Source organism: Syntrophobacter fumaroxidans MPOB, from assembly GCF_000014965.1.
Taxonomy (GTDB): Bacteria; Desulfobacterota; Syntrophobacteria; order Syntrophobacterales; family Syntrophobacteraceae; genus Syntrophobacter; species Syntrophobacter fumaroxidans.
On sequence record NC_008554.1, the window covers coordinates 3,564,171 to 3,580,531 of the forward strand.

Consider the following 16,361-nt stretch of genomic DNA (forward strand, 5'->3'; position numbering starts at 1 on the left):
GGTCCGGCGCACGGCAGCCTTTCACCGCGACAGGCGGGAGAAGGTTTGAGGGACTGTACCGATGATCGCAAAGCGTCAAACCAGAGAGCGGTTGATCCGCCTGATCTTTCTTCTCACCGCATCGATTTCCATCCTGGTGCTTTCCACGATAGTGCTCTTCCTCTTCGTGGAAGGCGCCCCCATCCTGGGAAAGGTGTCCCTGACGGGGTTTCTTTTCGGACGGGAATGGTATCCGACGTCCTCTCCGCCCGACTTCGGTATCTTACCCCTGCTGGTCGCGTCTTTGGCGGTGACGAGCCTTTCGGCGCTCATCGCCATCCCGCTCGGGGTCATGACCGCCGTCTACCTGGCTGAAATCGCTTCGGCGCGGGTCCGGGAAATCGCCAAACCCGTTTTCGAGCTCCTGGCGGCTCTGCCGTCGGTAGTGATCGGCTTTTTCGGGATGGTGGTCGTCGCCCCGTTCCTGCAGGACACTTTCGATATCGCCACCGGCTTGAATCTCTTCAACGCATCCCTGATGCTCGCCTTCATGTCGGTCCCCACGATCTGCAGCATCTCGGAAGACGCCGTCCACAGCGTGCCCAAGGACCTCAAGGAGGCGTCCCTGGCGCTGGGTGCAACTCACATGGAAACCATCCTCAGGGTCATTGTGCCCGCCTCGCTTTCGGGCATCAGCACCGCCGTCATCCTCGGAATGTCCCGGGCCATCGGGGAAACCATGGTGGTGCTCATGGTTGCGGGTGGAGCGGCCATGATCCCCGGTTCCATATTCAACCCGGTGAGGCCGATGCCTGCGAGCATCGCCGCGGAAATGGCCGAAGCCCCTTTCGGGAGCGACCATTACCACGCTCTTTTCGCCATCGGCATCGCTCTCTTCATCTTCACGATGCTCTTCAACCTCGTGGCGGACGCTATCGCGCAAAAGCACAAACAGGTGGGTGCCGCCACGTTGTAGAAGGGAAAGGAAATCCTGCATGGAATCGATCACTGCCCGGCTTCCGGGCGCAAACCGGAGCTCCTCGGCCCGGCCCGTCGTCCCTTCGCCCCCCCGGCCGTCCGATGCCCGGGGATCGCCCGGCGCCACCGGCCCCTCCATCGAAGTGCGCTCCCGCATGTCCATACGGACCCGGCACCTGCTTCAGAAGGCGGTCTTCGGCGTTTTGCGCGGTGCGGCCCTGATCAACGGACTGGCCCTTTTCATTATCATTTCCTTTCTGGTTTACAACGGGTGGCGTGCCGTCGACTGGACGTTCCTGAGTCAGCCGCCGCTGGATTCCATGACCAGGGGCGGTATTTTCCCCTGTATCGCCGGCACCTTTCTGCTGGGTTTCGGGTCCATGCTGGTGGCCTTTCCCTGGGGGGTTGCATCGGCCATCTTCCTGCACGAATACGCGCGTCCGGGTCCGGCGTTGCGCGTCATCCGCCTGGGCATCAACAACCTGGCCGGAGTTCCATCCGTCGTGTTCGGGTTGTTCGGTCTGGCCTTTTTTGTCACCTGGTGCAAGCTGGGTGTGAGCATCCTGTCGGGAGTGCTGACCCTTGGGGTTCTGATTCTGCCGGTCATCATCGGGACGGCGGAGGAAGCGCTGCGATCGGTGCCCGCAACTTACCGGGAAGCGTCCCTGGCTCTCGGCGCGACCAAGTGGCAGACCATCCTGCGCGTAGTGCTTCCCGCCGCGTTCCCCGGCATGCTGACCGGTTCGATCCTCGGCATCAGCCGGGCCGCCGGCGAGACCGCCGCCATCATGTTCACCGCCGCCGTGTTCTTCACGCCGCATCTGCCCGCTTCCCTGTTCGACCCGGTAATGGCTCTGCCCTACCACATATATGTCCTGGCCACCGCGGGAACCCAGATCGAGGTCACGCGGCCCCTTCAATACGGCACGGCACTGGTCCTCATCGCGCTGGTTTTCGGAATGAACCTGGTCGCCATCGTCTGCCGGGCAAGGCTGCAAAGAAAAGGATAAGAACGGGCAAGGTTACTCGGGACTGCTGCGTGGCGGGCGCTCTATTCGCAGTGATGCTTGATGTTCACTCCCAGGACCATGAAGATGACGCTCTCGGCGATGTTGGTGGTCTGATCGGCCACCCGCTCGAGGCACCTCGAAACGATGATGGTCTGAACCGAGCGCTCCACCGCCGGGGCCTCCTTCACCATGTGGTCCAGCAGGCTCTTGAGGACCTTCACGTTCAGGTCGTCGGCCGTATCGTCCATCTGGCAGACTTCGCGGGCTTCATCCGCGTTCTGCCTGACGAACGAGTCGATGACCGTGCGCAGCATGTCCAGCGCCGTGGTGGCCAACTGCTCCAGGGACGCGTTGGGAGGCAGCGGCGGCCGGCGGCTCATGAACACCCCCCTGCGCGCCACGTTGACGGCCAGGTCCGCGATGCGCTCCAGTTCGACGGCAATCCGCATGCAACCCACGATGAAGCGAAGATCCCGCGCCATGGGCTGCTCCAGGGCGAGCAGGCGAAGGCTGAGCCGGTCCACGTCGACTTCCAGCCGGTTGATCGCGTCGTCGCCGCGGATCACCTCCTCGGCCAGTTCCACATCCCGCTCGAAAAAAGCCTTTGCGGACTTCTCCAATGCCGTTTCGGTCCGCGCGGCCATCTCCAGGATGATCATCCGGAGCCGGTCCAATTCCTTGAGGAATCGACTTTCCATATCCTTCACTCTCCCGGTGAAATGTCCCTCCCGGACCCCGCCGGGTCCGGTCCTGCCGTGACGGAGCCTTCGGGAAACAATCTCAACCGAAGCGGCCCGTGACGTAGTCTTCCGTCTGGCGATATTTGGGCCGGGTGAACAACGTTTCTGTGGTGTTCACCTCGATCAGCGCCCCCATGTAGAAGAAGGCCGTTACGTCCGAAACCCGCGCCGCCTGCTGCATGTTGTGCGTCACGATGATGATCGTGTAGTTCTTCTTCAGTTCCTGGATCAATTCCTCTATCTTTTGAGTGGCAATGGGATCGAGGGCGGAAGCGGGTTCGTCCATGAGCAGGACCTCGGGTTCCACGGCCAATGCCCGGGCGATGCACAGCCGCTGCTGCTGTCCGCCGGACAGGCCGAGCGCGGATTGGTGCAGCCGCTCCTTGACCTCCTCCCACAGGGCGGCCCGGCGAAGGCTCTTCTCCACCCGTTCCGCGATGAACGTTTCATCCCTGACGGCGTTCACCCGCAGACCATAGGCGACGTTTTCGAAAACGGTCTTGGGGAACGGGTTGGGTTTCTGGAACACCATTCCCACGCGACGACGCAGCGTCACCACATCCATTTCCGATGCGTAGATGTCTTCACCGTCAAGAAGGATCGTTCCCTCGACACGGGTCCCGGGGATCAGGTCGTTCATGCGGTTGAGACACCGAAGAAAAGTGCTCTTGCCGCACCCGGAAGGCCCGATGAGGGCGGTGACCCGGTTCCGCTCGAACTCGAGCGAGATGTCGCTCAGCGCCTGAAAACCGCCGTAAAAGAAATTCAGTTTCGTTGAGGCCATCTTCAGCATGCTCATGTGCCTTGCTCTCTATTGTCACGGTCATGTCGTGACGGCTGGATCGTTTTGCGTTCCCGGTTCCTCGGCTCCGAGCGGCACTGCGGGAAGCGTGAAAAGAAAAGCGGTTCCCGTGGTGCCGCCGGTATTGGGGCTCTGCACGCGGATTCGGCCTCCGAGGTTGCGAAGGATGTGCCGGCAGATGGCCAATCCCAATCCCGTGCTTCCCCAGTTGTCGCTCCGGTGCTTTTCGACCCGGTAGAAGCGTTCGAAAATCCGCTGCTGATGCGCTCCGGGAATCCCCGGTCCTTCATCTCGAACCATGAGGGTCACCTTCTCCCGGCGGGCTTCATGCGAAACCGTGACAGCCTCCCCTTCGGGGCTGTACCGAATGGCATTCTCCAACAGGTTGCGAAAGACCTGCACCAGTTGGTCGAAATCGGCACACACCCAGACCCCGCCTTCCGGCAGGGTGCTTTCGAGTCGCACTCGTTTGCTTTCGGCCTGGTGCGCACACGCCTTCCATGCGGCCGTCAATGCGTTCGCCGCATTTACGGGAACCGCGTTGGGGGGCTTTTGCTGTGCCTCGAGCCGGGCAAGCTGGAGCAGGTCCTCCACTATCTTGACCACGTGGTTCGTGTTTTTCAAAACGATCTGCAGAAAGGAGGAAAGCATGTGCGGATCGACCCGGTCTTCGGCGAGGAGGGTTTCCGTGTAGCCCTTGATGGAAGTCAGCGGAGTTCTCAGTTCGTGGGAGACGTTCGCCACGAAATCCTGCCGGACCTTTTCCAGCCGTTTCAGCTCGCTGATATCGTGGAACACGACGACCGCTCCGGCACCCGTCTGGCTGTCCGCTATCCCGACGATGTTCACGTCATAGGTGCGCTCCTGTCCGAGGGTGATCTGCAGGCTGAAGGGCGCACCCTCCGAATCCGACGTCGAGGCCATGATACGATCGCATGATTCCTGCAACTCCACGTTGACGATGACTTCCAGGGGACGGCGACCCGCAACGGCGGAATCGCCGGGCACCAGCCCGGAAAAGCTCCGGTTGGTGGTTCGGATCCTTCCCCGCGTATCGAGCACCATCACCCCTTCCTGCATTGCGTCGAATACCGCTTCCAGCTGCTGCTTTTGCTCCGTGATGGTTCTTACGTGATTCTCGATACTTTCCGCCATCCGGTTGATGGACTGGGTGAGGGGATAGAATTCCTGGCCCGGACTGGAATGAATGCGCGTTCTGTAATCCTTAGTGGCGATGGCTTCCGCGGTATGGATCATGGCCCTGAGCGGCTCGTTCAATCGACGGACCAGGAAGTAACTCAACCCGGCGGTCGCGATGGAAACCAGAGCAAGGAACAGGAGGAGGCTGTTTTTCAGCCGGTCCAAAGGTTCTCTGATTTTGGACAGTGGGGTGGCCAGGCGCAGGACTCCGGGGGGAATCGTTCCCCTTCCCTCGACGGTCCTTGCGACATGCAGCAGCTCGGTTTGAGTCGTCCGGCTGAACCGCGTGACGACCGCCACCTCCCGGTCGCGGGCCTCGATGATCTCCGGGCGGCCGGCATGGTTGTCCATATTGGGAATGTCCGCGCGGGGCACCACCGAATCCGCGATGACTCTGCCCCCCTCGGCAACGTAGGTGAGCCGCAGTCCAAGCTGTCCGCCGATTTCGACGATCCGGTCCTGCAGGTCCTCCACGGTCCGGATTTCCTTTTCTCGGTCCAGGAACCACCGGGCGAGGCCGAGCTGTTGAATGGCCGCCTTCGTGGTCTCGTCCATCGTCTCCCGGGTCAGAATGCGAAAGTAGTACCAGGGCGGCAGCAGCAGCGCCAACAGCAGCACCATCCAGAAGGAGAGCAGGACGCGGGTTCTCCAGGTATAATTGCGTTGCATCGGTTCAGCCTCGAAAACGGTATCCGACGCCGCGCACGGTTTCCACCCGGTCCGCATGGGGGCCGAGTTTCCGGCGCAAGCGCCGCACATGAGTATCGACCGTCCGGGCATAGCCCTCGAACTGATATGCCCATACCCGGTCAAGCAGTTGGTCTCTTGTCAATACCTTCCCGGGAGTGCGGACGAATTCGGCCAGAAGCTTGAATTCCGTGGCCGTGAGCGGTGTTTCCGCACCGTCCACGGTGAGCTTGTGGCCTTCGAAATCCACGCTCAGGCCTTCGGAGCGCCAGATTCTTTCCTCTGTGGCGTCCGTCGCAGACCGGCGCAGAATCGCCCGAATCCGCAGGATCAATTCGCGGGGGCTGAAGGGCTTCACCACGTAATCGTCCGCTCCGAGCTCCAGCCCGACAATGCGGTCCACTTCCTCGCCCCGCGCCGTGAGCATGATCACGGGGATGCCCCTGGTTTCCGCGCCCCGCTTCAGTTCCTTGCAGACCTCGAATCCGTCGATGCCGGGAATCATCAGGTCCAGAACGACGAGATCGGGCGGATGCCGCCTCACCATTTCCAGGGCGGTATTCCCGTCCATCGCCTTCACCACGTCGAAGCCTGCAGCCTCGATGTTGTATGCCAGCAGATGAAGGATGTCCGAATCGTCCTCCACGATAAGGATGCGTGCCTTGGGCATCGGGACCCTCCACGTTCGAGTCGACTCAAATTAATCATGCATTTATGACGTCAAGATGACCCTTTTGTTACAACCGTGTGACATTCGCCATTACACCGGCGCGGCCTTCGCAGCGGCAATCGCCTCATGCCCGATCCTCCTCCCGGTTCCGCCCGCCCGGTTCACTCATTTTCCGCACGTCCGACACGACGGCGTAACAATGGGATTCTACAATCTCACCACAAAGACGGTTGCCCGCCCAAATTCCCTTCCGCCGGAAGCGGGCGCGCGGGGTCGTGACTTTCGGGAAGAACAATCTCCCGAAGCATGGCCTGGCGGAAGGCGGGATTCTCCGCGCCTTCTCCGATGGTAGTCCCTGGAGCGGCAACCGGAGAAACAGCTTACGGAAATTCCTTGAATCGACACCGATTCAGGAGGGAGCGAGGATCATGGACAAAGAGTTGTCGGTGTACTTCCACGATATTCTGATCAAGCGCCTGATGGAGGTTTTCCCGGCCATGCGCGGAAGGTTGCTCAAGATGGCCGGCATGGGAACCGTTCACGACCCCATGGACGAGGTGGACCGAACCTCCATAAGAACCGAGCAGGAATTCCTGCTGCACATGCATTGCCGCAACGAGCGGCTGGTCCAGGAAATTCTCAACGGTCTGCAACGCATCAGGACGGGTGATTTCGGCGTTTGCGAAGAATGCGGCAAGGACATCGAACTGAACCGGCTGAAGGCACATCCGTCGGCCACTCAGTGCATCAAGTGCAAGAAGGCGGCGGAGCGGAAGGCTCGATTCAAAGCCGCCTGAATGCGGGCCGCCCCGTTCACTCAGGAGGAAAGCCGGGGGAAATCGGAATGGCCGGGATTCCCGGAGCGGGTTGCGCCGCCGTGGGAATGATCCGGAAGACGTCAACCCATACGAGGAGGAATATGGTGCAACGCTTCAAAAACGTAGCTCTGGTGGCTCACGACAATCGCAAGGGAGACCTGATCGAGTGGGTGCAATGGAACTGGGGAACCCTGATCGAACACCGGATCATCGCCACGGGGACCACCGGAAGGATGGTTGAAAACGCCATCCGAATCAAATTGGAGGAACAGGGCGGTGACCCCGAGCGCTTCGAGGTCGTCAAGCTGAAGTCCGGCCCGCTGGGTGGAGATCAGCAGTTGGGAGCGTTGATCGCCGAGGGACGCATCGATTTCATGATCTTCTTCTGGGACCCGATGCAGCCGCACCCCCATGACGTCGATGTGAAGGCGCTGCTGAGGATTGCGGTCGTCTACAATATTCCCATCGCCTGCAACCGCTCCACCGCCGACTTCCTGATCTCTTCGCCGTTGATGAGGGAAGCGTATTGCGCCGTTTCGATCGATTACGCGGAACACCACCGGGAGCCCGGCGGATGCGGATGGCGCTGAGACGTCGATGACCGGCCCGCGCCCCGGGAGAGCAACGGGGGCATCCGCGCCGCTTTTGAAGACAGTCGGGGCCAATTCCTTCACCGTCGGGGGAGAGGAACACTTCGCCAATGTCCCGCTGAGGCGTCATCCGAAACGGTGCATGGCGTCCTTAGCCGCTTTGACCAGGCGGTGCATGTCCTCGGGAAAAACGTGCCCTATTGTCCCGATGCGGAAGGTGTCCGCCTCCGACACCTTGCCCGGATAGATCACGAATCCCCTGGACTTCAGCTCTTGATACAGGCTGTTGAAGTTGAAGCCGGGGCGGCCCGGGGTGAGGAAGGAGGTGATGATCGGAGACTGCAGGGCTTCGGGCAGCAGACACTCAAATCCCAGAGCCCGCATGCCCGCGGTCAGTATACGCCGGTTCTCCCGGTAGCGTGCGTTGCGGCACGCCACGCCCCCCTCGTCGTCCAGTTCGTTCAGTGCCTGTGCGAAGGCTCTCACGACGTGCGTGGGCGAGGTGAAACGCCATTTTCCCCCCTTCGTTTCCATTTCCTTCCATTGCTGGAAGAGGTCCAGGCTCAAAGAGCGTGAGCGCCCCGCGCATTGTTCGAGTTCCGAGCGGCGCGCGATCACGAAGCCGAACCCGGGAACCCCCTGGATGCACTTGTTGGCGCTGGAAATGAGAAAGTCGGCGCCCAGAGTCGCGATATCCATGGGTATCCCCCCGAAGCTGCTCATCGCGTCCACGATGAAGACCCTGCCGAGGGACTTGACCGCCCGGCCGATTTCCTCGACGGGGTTGAGCATCCCCGTCGTGGTTTCACAGTGCACCACGGCAACATGAGTGATCGCGGGATCGGATTCGATGGTGTCCCTCACCCTGTCCGGATCCGGACGACCTGTTTCGCCGAAGTCGAGCTTCGCGGAGCGCATCCCGAGGTATCCGGCAATCAAAGCCATGCGATCCCCGTAATGCCCGTTTGAGATCACCAGCAGCTTGCCGTCATGCGGGAGCGCCGTACCGAGGGCGGCTTCAACCGCAAAAGTGCCGCTGCCCTGCATGAGAACGGATGTGTAGCCGGCTCCGGCCGTCGCCAGGGCAACAAGGCGCTCTCGAATGTCCTGCACAATAGCGTTGTAATCCCGGTCCCAGGTGCACCAATCCCTCATCATCACGGCCTTGACCGTCGGAGATGTCGACAGCGGGCCGGGGGTGAGAAGGATGTACGGGTTTTCGGGAAAAGACCGTGGAGCCATGAATTCTCTCCCTCGAGTTCAGACCGGTTATGCGAGGCGTTCTTCGGACTGCGCCGAACCGGTACAGGTTCCGGATTTCGTGCCCGATGAGCGACTCGCGGGCATCCAACGGCCTCAGGGAACTTCGCCCTGAGACAATAAATCGTTGATTTCCTCGATAATTTCCGGGCAGCGTCCGATGTGCTCCACAACGAAATGAGCCCCGGCCTCCAGGAAACGCGACTCGACAAGGGCCAGCCTGTTTCTCAGGTCGTCGGCCGGGAGCGCGTCCAACTCGGCTTCGGTAAGCCCCAGGTCGCTTCCCGACTTGGAGACCCCGATGGTCCACATGCCGGCGTTCAGACCTTCCCGGATGTCGCTCACCGTATCCCCGATCTTGACCACGGCCTCCAGGGGATAAACCTCGAGATCGATCGCATTCCGGTAGCACATGAAGGGAAACGGCCGGCCCCTGGGAACATCCGAGGAGCACACCACCGAATCGGGCCGATATCCCCTCTTCTCGGCGCGGGGAAGGAGAACCTCCATCATCGGCGTGGTGTAACCGGTTGAGGTGCCGATCTTGATGCCGTTCCCCCTGAAATACCCGATGGCCGGCAGAAGCCCGGGGATGAGCTCCGCGTGGTCGGCAACGCTCAACACCATCAACGGGACCGTGTCCCCGTATACCAGGCGAACGTCGTCTTCGTTCGGAATGCGCCCGAACAACTCCCGCCACCGTTCCGACACCGAAGGAAGGCCGCACAGAGCACGCACATGGTCCATTTTCATCAGCCCCATGGGGCCCCGCACCTCGGAGGCGGAGATCTCCACGCCGCGCAGGGCAAAAGCCTCGATGAACGCCGTCACCGGCGCCATGCAGCCGAAATCCACCGTCGTTCCGGCCCAATCCAGGACCACGGCCTTGACCGGGCCCGTGTAAGGTTTGTTCCTGACAAAGATCTCCATCGTTTCTCTCCTTTGCTCCAGGATATGCGTCAGTGCGCGATCCACGCTTGAGTCTTCCGTTCCACGGCCGTCTCAAGGAGTTTGTGCCCGCCCCGGGCGAGAATGCTTATGCCCACGATGAGCATCGACATTGCCGCGGCGGAGGCCGTGTCGCCTGCGTCATCCATGTTTGCGACGGCCACTGAAGCCAGGGGAACATCGGGTGTGTAGAGAAAAATCACCGCCGACACGGTGGCCATGGAATTGACGAAGGTGTAGATGACGATCTCGAGAAGGGCGGGGAGGCACACCGGCACGGTCACCCTCAGGAATGTCCGGTAAAAGGGAACGCCCAGCGACTCCGACACCGTTTCGAATTCCTTGTCCAGTTGTTTGAGCGCCGCAGTGGCGGTCAGAAAGCTCACCGTGTGAAAGTGGACGATATTGCTGAGAACCGGTAGCGCCATCGTCCCGTACAGGAAATTGAACGGATTGGGTATGCCTACTCCGAAGAAACCGAGGGTGGGGGAGTTGAAAAACAGGATGTAGCCCAACCCGATCACCATGCCGGGCAAAGCGAGCGGCAGCATGCAGAACAGGTAGGCGACGTGTCTGACAAATCGCATCCCGTTGGTTTTTTCGATGAGATATGCCGATCCGAAGGTGACCGCCGCTCCGGCCGCGGCGGAATAAAGGCTCATGCGTATGCTGTTCCCGAGCGCCGCGTATCCGCCCCCCGCCACCCGGTCGAAGTCGTAGTTCCAGAGCCCGAGCGTGAGCTGATACGGCCAGGCTTTCACGAGCGAAGCAAGCAGCGCCGTGAGGTAGAACCCGGCAATGAAAAGCGCGATGGAACCGCAGAACAGCGTGGAGAGGGTATCCACAAGAGGGTTTGGATCGGGCGTGAGGGGCACGGAGCGCGAAGTGATCGCGGAACACTGTTTGTGCCGGCACAGGCGGTCGGCAATGAACGCCAATACGGTCGGTATCAGCAGAACCGAACCCACCACGGCGCCCATGGTGAAATCGTGCCGGCCGATGACCTGCTTGTAGATGTCCGTTGCAAGGACGTTGTATTGTCCGCCGATGACCTTGGGGGCGCCGAAATCGGTAAACGCGAGGATAAAGGAAACGAAGAGGGTGCTGATGCACCCATAGCGTATCCCGGGGATGGTGATCGTCAGAAAGGTCTTGACCCTCGAGGCTCCCAGGCAGGCGGAGGCTTCGTAGAGGCGCGCATCCGCCAGGCGAAGCGCGACGGACAGGATGAGCACTGCCTGGGGAAAAGTATAGAGCACTTCCGCGATGACGATCCCCACGGGACCGTAGAGGTCGATGTCGATGCCGGGGAGGAGCCCGAAGAATCCCCCCGTCACGATCCCCTTCTTTCCGAACAGGTAGACCAGGGCGATGCCGTTGAGCAGCGTGGGCGAAAAGAGCGGCGTCATGGCCATGCCCAGGAAAAAGCCTTTTGCGGGCATGCGGGTTCTCGTCAGGGCGAAGGCGTAGGCCAGGCCGAGGCCCCCCGATATGAGCGTAGTCGCGACGGATACGAAGAGGCTGTTGTAAAGCGAAGCGGCAAGCGCCGGCGTGCCGAAGTAGTGAACGAAATTCCTCAGGCCAGCGAAGTTGCCCGCATGGTCGTACAGACTCCTTCCGAGCAGGAGAAACACCGGCCAGACAACCGCCAGGGTGAGCCAGGCGCAGACGGCCAGGACGAGCATTCCTCGAAGCAGGGCAGGACCGTCCGCAAACCGTAGCACGCCGGTCTTTCCTCCGGCCACGCCGGCTCTGGCGTCTGTCTCCGGCATACACGGGTCCTCGGAAGTCGGACAAGCAGAGCATTCCCGCAGCATCTTCAAGCCACGTAAGCGATCAGCCGATCCACCGGAATACCGATGTTGACGGGCATGTTTTCATGGATCCCCAGGCGCCTGATTTTCCGGGTGGGGACATCCGCTTCCAGGGTGGAACATCCTCCCTCGACCCCGAGGCTCAAAGTGACCCGGTAGCTGGCCCCACGATATTCCATTCCCCGGACAAGCGCCGGCAGAGCGTTTTCCCGGGAACCGCCGCTCCCGTTGAGGACGATGTCTTCCGGCCTTACTGCGAGGATGGCCCGTGTCCCTTGAGGAACCAATCCCGAATCGTCGGCCGCCAGGCTGAGATCTCCTTTCCGGAAGATCCCCGGCGCCTCCTTGACGAGGTCGCGGATAAAGTTCATCGACCCGATGAACGAGGCCACGAAAGGGCTGGCCGGCAGGTCGTACACCTCGTCGGGAGTTCCGGTCTGCAGAAGGCGCCCCTGGTCCATCACCAGGATTCTGTCCGCCATGGCCAGCGCTTCCTCCTGGTCGTGGGTGACCATGAGCGTTGTGATGCCCAGGTGCTTCTGCAGCTGCCTGATCTCCGCGCGAAGCCGGGAACGCACCTTCGCATCGAGCGCCGACAGCGGTTCGTCCAGGAGCAGCAGCGCGGGGGCTCCGGCGATGGCCCGCGCCAGCGCAACCCTCTGCTGCTGGCCCCCGGAAAGCTGCGCGGGGTACTTGTGCCCCGAGCCGACGAGACCTACCATGTCGAGCAGCTCCGTCACTCGCCTTCTCACGCGATCCCTGTCGCAAAACCGCGGAGTCAAACCGTACGCGATGTTCTGCTCCGCGGTCAGGTTCGGGAAAAGCGCGTAGGATTGAAATACGATGCCCACGTTGCGCTTCGAGACCGGGAGTCCGGAAACGTCCCTGCCCGCAATGACGACGGTGCCCCGATCCGGCTTTTCCAGCCCGGCCGCCACCCTCAGCAAAGTGGTTTTGCCGCAGCCGCTGGGTCCGAGAATCGACAGGAACTCACCGGCTTCGGCGTCGAACGAGACGTCCTCGAGCGCCGTGAAACGGTTGAAGCTCATCGTCACATTTCGCAGCTCAAGGTAGCGGCTTCCCGCCACCGGCTCATTCATGATCATCTGCTCACCTCCGGCCGGTCCGAGGACACTCTCCGGACCGATCCCATCCGTCGCCGAGACGACGTTACTTTCGGGCTTCGCTTTTGCCGTCGTATCGCCTGGTCCATTCCGTCAGTATGGCGTCTCGATTTTTCGCCGCCCACGCAAGGTCGTTTTTCACAAGCTGCTTGAACGGATCGGACGGATATCCCTCGGGAACCGGCTCCCCGGTCGGATATGCCGTAACGGGATAGACCCTGGCGTACATCTTCATCACTTCAGGGCTCAGAGCCCAATCCAGGAATTTCTTCGCGGATTCCTTGACCGGAGTCTTTTTCACGAGAGCGTTGGCTTCGACGTCCCAGCCGCAGCCTTCGCTCGGGAAGACCGTTTCAACAGGTTCACCCTTTTTCTTTTGGATGATGCCGCGGTAGCCGAACGAAATACCGATGGGGTACTCACCCGCCCCGGCCATCTTGCAGGGCTTGGAACCGGAATGCGTGTATTGCGCGATGTTCTCGTGCAATTTGTCCAGGTATTCCCAGCCCTGCCTCTCGCCCATCATCTGCAGAATCGCCGAGACGGTAAGGAAACCCGTGCCGGAAGACGCCGGGTTGGGCATGACGATTTTACCTTTGTACAAGGGCTTTGCCAGGTCGGCGAGGGATTTCGGAATCGGCAGATTCTGCGATTTCGCTTCCACGGTATTCACGCAAAAGCCCGTTTCCCATGCCTTTATCCCAACCCAGCGGGGAGGTGCGGATGAGTCTTTCATACTCGGATTCACTTTATCGACATCCCCGGGGGCGTATCCTTGCAGCATCCCCGCCGCATCGCAGACCAGGAGGCTCGTGGCCGCCACGCCCCAGATCACGTCCGCCTGAGGATTGTCTTTTTCGGCCATCAGTTTGGCTGTGACAATACCGGTGGAATCCCTGACGATTTTCACGTTAACATCCGGATGCGCCTTCTTGAAGAGTTCCAGGTATGCAGGGTATTCGTCGTCTTCAAGGGCCGTGTAGACGACGAGGTCTTCGGCGTGCGCAAATGGAGCGACGAGCGCGGCGGCAAATACCGCAAGCGTTGCAGCGATGAGTCTGACGTGTTTTCCATAGCCGGGCATGGTTTCCTCCTTGGGATTCTGGCTTTTCCGGAAATTCGATCTCCAATCGTCTTAAGGCTTCGATGGCAGGGTAGACTTTGCCCGTTACGGTTTCATGACCCTCACGTGACAGTTTGCAATCGACCGGGAAATTCACCCGCGCTTCCACATCTCCGACGTCCGTTTCGTCATGCGTCGAGTCCTGCCAATAATCCCGCGCATTTTCACCCCGCCCCACAAAATTCACCCAATGGTTACATGGCGGCAACCTCTCCGTAACGAACCGCCTATACGATCGTGTGCGCAGGTCGGCGTCGCGGGGCAGGCCGCAAATCCCTCGACCCTTCCGCCAAAGGAGAAGCCCGCTGTCTCCCGCTCCCTTACGTGATCCGGGGAACCCAACGCCGCATCCTCCTCCCCCCGGTCCCGTGGGAAATGCGGGCGCTCTCAGCCCCCTCCCACCGGAAGGGAACAGGGGGATTCCCCGCGGGCCGCCGACCTTGCGGGTGGATATCAACAACGGTCCGCCATTGAACCGAACAACCATCAGAAGAGGCACGCCGTTCCATGAACGCTGTTATCGAAGACACCGATTCGCCGGCAGGCACTGTCGAAGAGCGGCAGGGATTTCGGAACACCTGTCCCGTCTGCTATTCCCATTCACTGTACCCGTTCTGCCTCTCCGGGGAAGCTCGGCAGAGGTTCCTGTGCGTCGTCTGCGGAGTGCAATTCGTCGTTTGGACGGTGGCGCAACTGAAGTCGCCGGAACCTCAATGCCCGGAGTGCGGCAGTCCAATGCAGCCGCACCACGGATATCCGAAGGGGATCCGGTTCAGGTGTTCGAGATACCCGTCCTGCCACAGCTACCTGAAGTTGGGGAAATGGGTCCAATAGCCGCTCGTCTTCACGCGCTTCCGGGGAGCCGCCACGTCTGTGCCCACCCACTTGAATACGGAGCGCTCCCTTCCCGCGGAATCGAAAGTTGCCCCGTGAGAAGCGAAGGAGAGAGCGATCCGTCAGCTGCGTCGTCTTTCCGCTTTTCAGCGCCGGAACACGCGCGCCCCGCTAATCAGACCGCAATGAACGCGAATCCATTCAAATTCCATATGATTGACAAGAGAACGCAATCAAATCGTCAAATTCACCGGGTATCCATGTTACGAATCACGGAGGCAACCGAAGCAAATGTTCACTCTGAATGAATGCATGCTGGACAACATCCTTCGCAATGCCAGGCCCTTCGGTCACCACGAAGACGCGATGGAGCTGAATCTCGGTTTCGGATTCATCTATTACGGCCTGGTGAGAGCCTTGAGGCCGAAACACATCGTCGTGATCGGCTCGGGGTTCGGTTTCAGCGTCGTCTGCCTGGGGCTGGGGCTGAAGGACAACAAGACGGGCCGGCTGAGTTTCGTGGACCCTTCGTATTCCCTCCTGCGCAACGGCCCGTTCAAAACCGTGGGCGGCATGGCCAAATGGAACGATCCCCGCAAGGTTGAGGAACATTTTGCCGGTTTCGGTCTCGAGACCATTGTCTCGCACCACAGAATGATCAGTGAAGTTTTCTTTGCGCGGTTCAAGCATTTCGATCTGCCGCCCATCGACGTCGCGTTCATCGACGGCAATCATTCCTTTCGGGATGCCCGGAACGATTTTATAAACGTTCTCAAGCATTCGAAGAAGAACTCCTACGTCTTTCTGCACGACTCCAACATCTATGTGCGCGAGATGATCCGCCACGCCGGCGTCAAACGATGGCTCAACGTGTTGAGGAACAACAAGGAATTATTCGATCTGATCGATTTTCCTTTTGATTCCGGAGTGGCGCTCGTTCGGGTCGCTCAGGACAATGCATGGAAGTACATGGAATGATTGCCGTCCCAGCAATAGCCCTGCTGGCCGTCCTCGCCTTCCTGTACTGGCGGTTCATCTGGTTTTTCAGGAACCCGCCCCGATCCGTCCCCCCCGGTGACAACCTTGTGAGCCCGGCCGACGGAACGGTGGTCTACGTCGAGAAGGTGAAAGAAGGCCGGGAGGTGTTCAGCATCAAACACGGCCTGGTCGCCAGGCTTGCGGACATCACGCGGGAGGATCTCGGCAGGAACAGGATTCTCATCGGCATTTTCATGAGCCCGTTCAACGTGCATTACAATCGGGCCCCCCTGTCGGGAACCGTCGAGAGCATCAGCCGGTACCCATCGAGCGGCGGGAATCTAAACATGCGCGCCATGCACTGGCGCACGCTGTTCCGAATCGCTCCTTACTACCGGGACAGCCGGCACATCATCCAAAACGAACGGACGGTGACCAGGATCGATGGAAAATACAAAGGAGTCACCATCTCCTGCTACGTCGTCCAGATCGCGGGGAGAACGGTCCATTGCATCGAAAGCTATTACCGGGAGGGGATGAGCGTGAAAAAGGGGGATATTTTCGGAATGATTCGAGTAGGCTCCCAGGTGGACGTCGTGGTGCCCTGCCTCGACGGCATGCGGCCGTCCGTCCGGATTGGAGACAAGGTCCGCGCCGGGCGGACGGTCCTCGTGGAATGAAGGAAGTCATGACCCTCCTTCCGATGCCTCGTCCAAAACCTCGAAAACCGCTGTTTCGGACCTCGGGCGTTGGCACTGCCTCACGCCCGTGTCCTCGTACCTCTCACACACTTCATGACCCATCCT

General features: G+C 60.4%; 16 protein-coding genes. 7 read left to right on the forward strand and 9 right to left on the reverse strand.

Going from position 1 to position 16,361, the window contains the following annotated elements; genetic code table 11:
* Positions 1-61 precede the first annotated feature (61 nt).
* Together pstC and pstA are read left to right on the forward strand one after the other, a co-directional pair.
* Positions 62-955: a phosphate ABC transporter permease subunit PstC gene (gene pstC / locus SFUM_RS14990; RefSeq protein WP_011699729.1), complete on the forward strand. Its 894-nt coding sequence runs from the start codon at positions 62-64 to the stop codon at positions 953-955.
* A 157-nt stretch (positions 956-1,112) separates the two neighbouring features.
* Positions 1,113-1,967 carry a phosphate ABC transporter permease PstA gene (gene pstA, locus SFUM_RS14995; protein ID WP_041442813.1) on the forward strand — a complete coding sequence of 285 codons (855 nt, stop codon included), beginning with the start codon at positions 1,113-1,115 and terminating at the stop codon, positions 1,965-1,967.
* 41 nt (positions 1,968-2,008) lie between these two features.
* On the opposite strand, the gene phoU is transcribed toward pstA, so the two are convergent.
* From phoU to SFUM_RS15015, 4 genes are all read right to left on the reverse strand, one after another.
* The gene (gene phoU / locus SFUM_RS15000) at positions 2,009-2,665 is read right to left on the reverse strand and encodes a phosphate signaling complex protein PhoU (RefSeq protein ID WP_011699731.1); all 657 of its coding nucleotides are present in this window, start codon (positions 2,663-2,665) and stop codon (positions 2,009-2,011) included.
* Positions 2,666-2,747: 82 nt separating this feature from the next.
* A complete protein-coding gene (pstB, locus tag SFUM_RS15005; protein ID WP_011699732.1) occupies positions 2,748-3,506 on the reverse strand; it encodes a phosphate ABC transporter ATP-binding protein PstB in 759 nt (252 codons plus the stop codon).
* Positions 3,507-3,530: 24 nt separating this feature from the next.
* Positions 3,531-5,378, reverse strand: a complete 1,848-nt coding sequence (locus SFUM_RS15010) for a HAMP domain-containing sensor histidine kinase (protein ID WP_011699733.1) — start codon at positions 5,376-5,378, stop codon at positions 3,531-3,533.
* A 4-nt stretch (positions 5,379-5,382) separates the two neighbouring features.
* On the reverse strand, positions 5,383-6,066 hold the full coding sequence (locus SFUM_RS15015) for a response regulator (protein ID WP_011699734.1): 684 nt from the start codon (positions 6,064-6,066) through the stop codon (positions 5,383-5,385).
* Between the two features lie 428 nt (positions 6,067-6,494).
* On the opposite strand from SFUM_RS15015, the gene SFUM_RS21935 reads away from it, so the two are divergent.
* Entirely contained in the window at positions 6,495-6,863 is a 369-nt protein-coding gene (locus SFUM_RS21935) for a TraR/DksA family transcriptional regulator (RefSeq protein ID WP_011699735.1), read from the forward strand.
* A gap of 122 nt (positions 6,864-6,985) precedes the next feature.
* Positions 6,986-7,474: a methylglyoxal synthase gene (locus tag SFUM_RS15025; protein WP_011699736.1), complete on the forward strand. Its 489-nt coding sequence runs from the start codon at positions 6,986-6,988 to the stop codon at positions 7,472-7,474.
* A gap of 126 nt (positions 7,475-7,600) precedes the next feature.
* On the opposite strand, the gene phnW is transcribed toward SFUM_RS15025, so the two are convergent.
* From phnW to SFUM_RS15050, 5 genes are all read right to left on the reverse strand, one after another.
* The gene (gene phnW / locus SFUM_RS15030) at positions 7,601-8,716 is read right to left on the reverse strand and encodes a 2-aminoethylphosphonate--pyruvate transaminase (RefSeq protein ID WP_011699737.1); all 1,116 of its coding nucleotides are present in this window, start codon (positions 8,714-8,716) and stop codon (positions 7,601-7,603) included.
* Positions 8,717-8,830: 114 nt separating this feature from the next.
* Complete coding sequence (phnX, locus tag SFUM_RS15035; RefSeq protein ID WP_011699738.1) at positions 8,831-9,664, reverse strand: phosphonoacetaldehyde hydrolase; 834 nt, start codon at positions 9,662-9,664, stop codon at positions 8,831-8,833.
* Positions 9,665-9,693: 29 nt separating this feature from the next.
* A complete protein-coding gene (locus SFUM_RS15040) occupies positions 9,694-11,454 on the reverse strand; it encodes a putative 2-aminoethylphosphonate ABC transporter permease subunit (protein WP_011699739.1) in 1,761 nt (586 codons plus the stop codon).
* A 47-nt stretch (positions 11,455-11,501) separates the two neighbouring features.
* Entirely contained in the window at positions 11,502-12,602 is a 1,101-nt protein-coding gene (locus tag SFUM_RS15045; protein ID WP_011699740.1) for a putative 2-aminoethylphosphonate ABC transporter ATP-binding protein, read from the reverse strand.
* Between the two features lie 64 nt (positions 12,603-12,666).
* Positions 12,667-13,704, reverse strand: a complete 1,038-nt coding sequence (locus tag SFUM_RS15050) for a putative 2-aminoethylphosphonate ABC transporter substrate-binding protein (RefSeq protein ID WP_011699741.1) — start codon at positions 13,702-13,704, stop codon at positions 12,667-12,669.
* Between the two features lie 546 nt (positions 13,705-14,250).
* Here SFUM_RS15050 and SFUM_RS15055 point away from each other — a divergent pair.
* The 3 genes from SFUM_RS15055 (at position 14,251) to SFUM_RS15065 (ending at position 16,235) form a co-directional block, all read left to right on the forward strand.
* Positions 14,251-14,577 (forward strand): zinc ribbon domain-containing protein, encoded by a 327-nt coding sequence (locus SFUM_RS15055; protein ID WP_011699742.1) that lies wholly within the window; start codon positions 14,251-14,253, stop codon positions 14,575-14,577.
* 291 nt (positions 14,578-14,868) lie between these two features.
* A complete protein-coding gene (locus SFUM_RS15060) occupies positions 14,869-15,555 on the forward strand; it encodes a class I SAM-dependent methyltransferase (RefSeq protein ID WP_011699743.1) in 687 nt (228 codons plus the stop codon).
* On the forward strand, positions 15,552-16,235 hold the full coding sequence (locus SFUM_RS15065; RefSeq protein ID WP_011699744.1) for a phosphatidylserine decarboxylase: 684 nt from the start codon (positions 15,552-15,554) through the stop codon (positions 16,233-16,235). Before SFUM_RS15060 ends, SFUM_RS15065 begins: the two co-directional genes overlap by 4 nt.
* The last annotated feature ends 126 nt before the right edge of the window (positions 16,236-16,361 follow it).

What these genes read in the sequence shown, in the direction of transcription:
- SFUM_RS15050 (WP_011699741.1), bottom strand. Translation starts at nt 13,704, where the DNA reads ATGCCCGGCTATGGAAAACACGTCAGACTCATCGCTGCAACGCTTGCG.
- SFUM_RS15015 (WP_011699734.1), bottom strand. Translation starts at nt 6,066, where the DNA reads ATGCCCAAGGCACGCATCCTTATCGTGGAGGACGATTCGGACATCCTT.
- SFUM_RS15010 (WP_011699733.1), bottom strand. Translation starts at nt 5,378, where the DNA reads ATGCAACGCAATTATACCTGGAGAACCCGCGTCCTGCTCTCCTTCTGG.
- SFUM_RS15055 (WP_011699742.1), top strand. Translation starts at nt 14,251, where the DNA reads ATGAACGCTGTTATCGAAGACACCGATTCGCCGGCAGGCACTGTCGAA.
- pstB (WP_011699732.1), bottom strand. Translation starts at nt 3,506, where the DNA reads ATGAGCATGCTGAAGATGGCCTCAACGAAACTGAATTTCTTTTACGGC.
- phoU (WP_011699731.1), bottom strand. Translation starts at nt 2,665, where the DNA reads ATGGAAAGTCGATTCCTCAAGGAATTGGACCGGCTCCGGATGATCATC.
- SFUM_RS15060 (WP_011699743.1), top strand. Translation starts at nt 14,869, where the DNA reads ATGTTCACTCTGAATGAATGCATGCTGGACAACATCCTTCGCAATGCC.
- phnX (WP_011699738.1), bottom strand. Translation starts at nt 9,664, where the DNA reads ATGGAGATCTTTGTCAGGAACAAACCTTACACGGGCCCGGTCAAGGCC.
- SFUM_RS21935 (WP_011699735.1), top strand. Translation starts at nt 6,495, where the DNA reads ATGGACAAAGAGTTGTCGGTGTACTTCCACGATATTCTGATCAAGCGC.
- SFUM_RS15025 (WP_011699736.1), top strand. Translation starts at nt 6,986, where the DNA reads ATGGTGCAACGCTTCAAAAACGTAGCTCTGGTGGCTCACGACAATCGC.
- SFUM_RS15065 (WP_011699744.1), top strand. Translation starts at nt 15,552, where the DNA reads ATGATTGCCGTCCCAGCAATAGCCCTGCTGGCCGTCCTCGCCTTCCTG.
- SFUM_RS15040 (WP_011699739.1), bottom strand. Translation starts at nt 11,454, where the DNA reads ATGCCGGAGACAGACGCCAGAGCCGGCGTGGCCGGAGGAAAGACCGGC.
- pstA (WP_041442813.1), top strand. Translation starts at nt 1,113, where the DNA reads ATGTCCATACGGACCCGGCACCTGCTTCAGAAGGCGGTCTTCGGCGTT.
- SFUM_RS15045 (WP_011699740.1), bottom strand. Translation starts at nt 12,602, where the DNA reads ATGATCATGAATGAGCCGGTGGCGGGAAGCCGCTACCTTGAGCTGCGA.
- phnW (WP_011699737.1), bottom strand. Translation starts at nt 8,716, where the DNA reads ATGGCTCCACGGTCTTTTCCCGAAAACCCGTACATCCTTCTCACCCCC.
- pstC (WP_011699729.1), top strand. Translation starts at nt 62, where the DNA reads ATGATCGCAAAGCGTCAAACCAGAGAGCGGTTGATCCGCCTGATCTTT.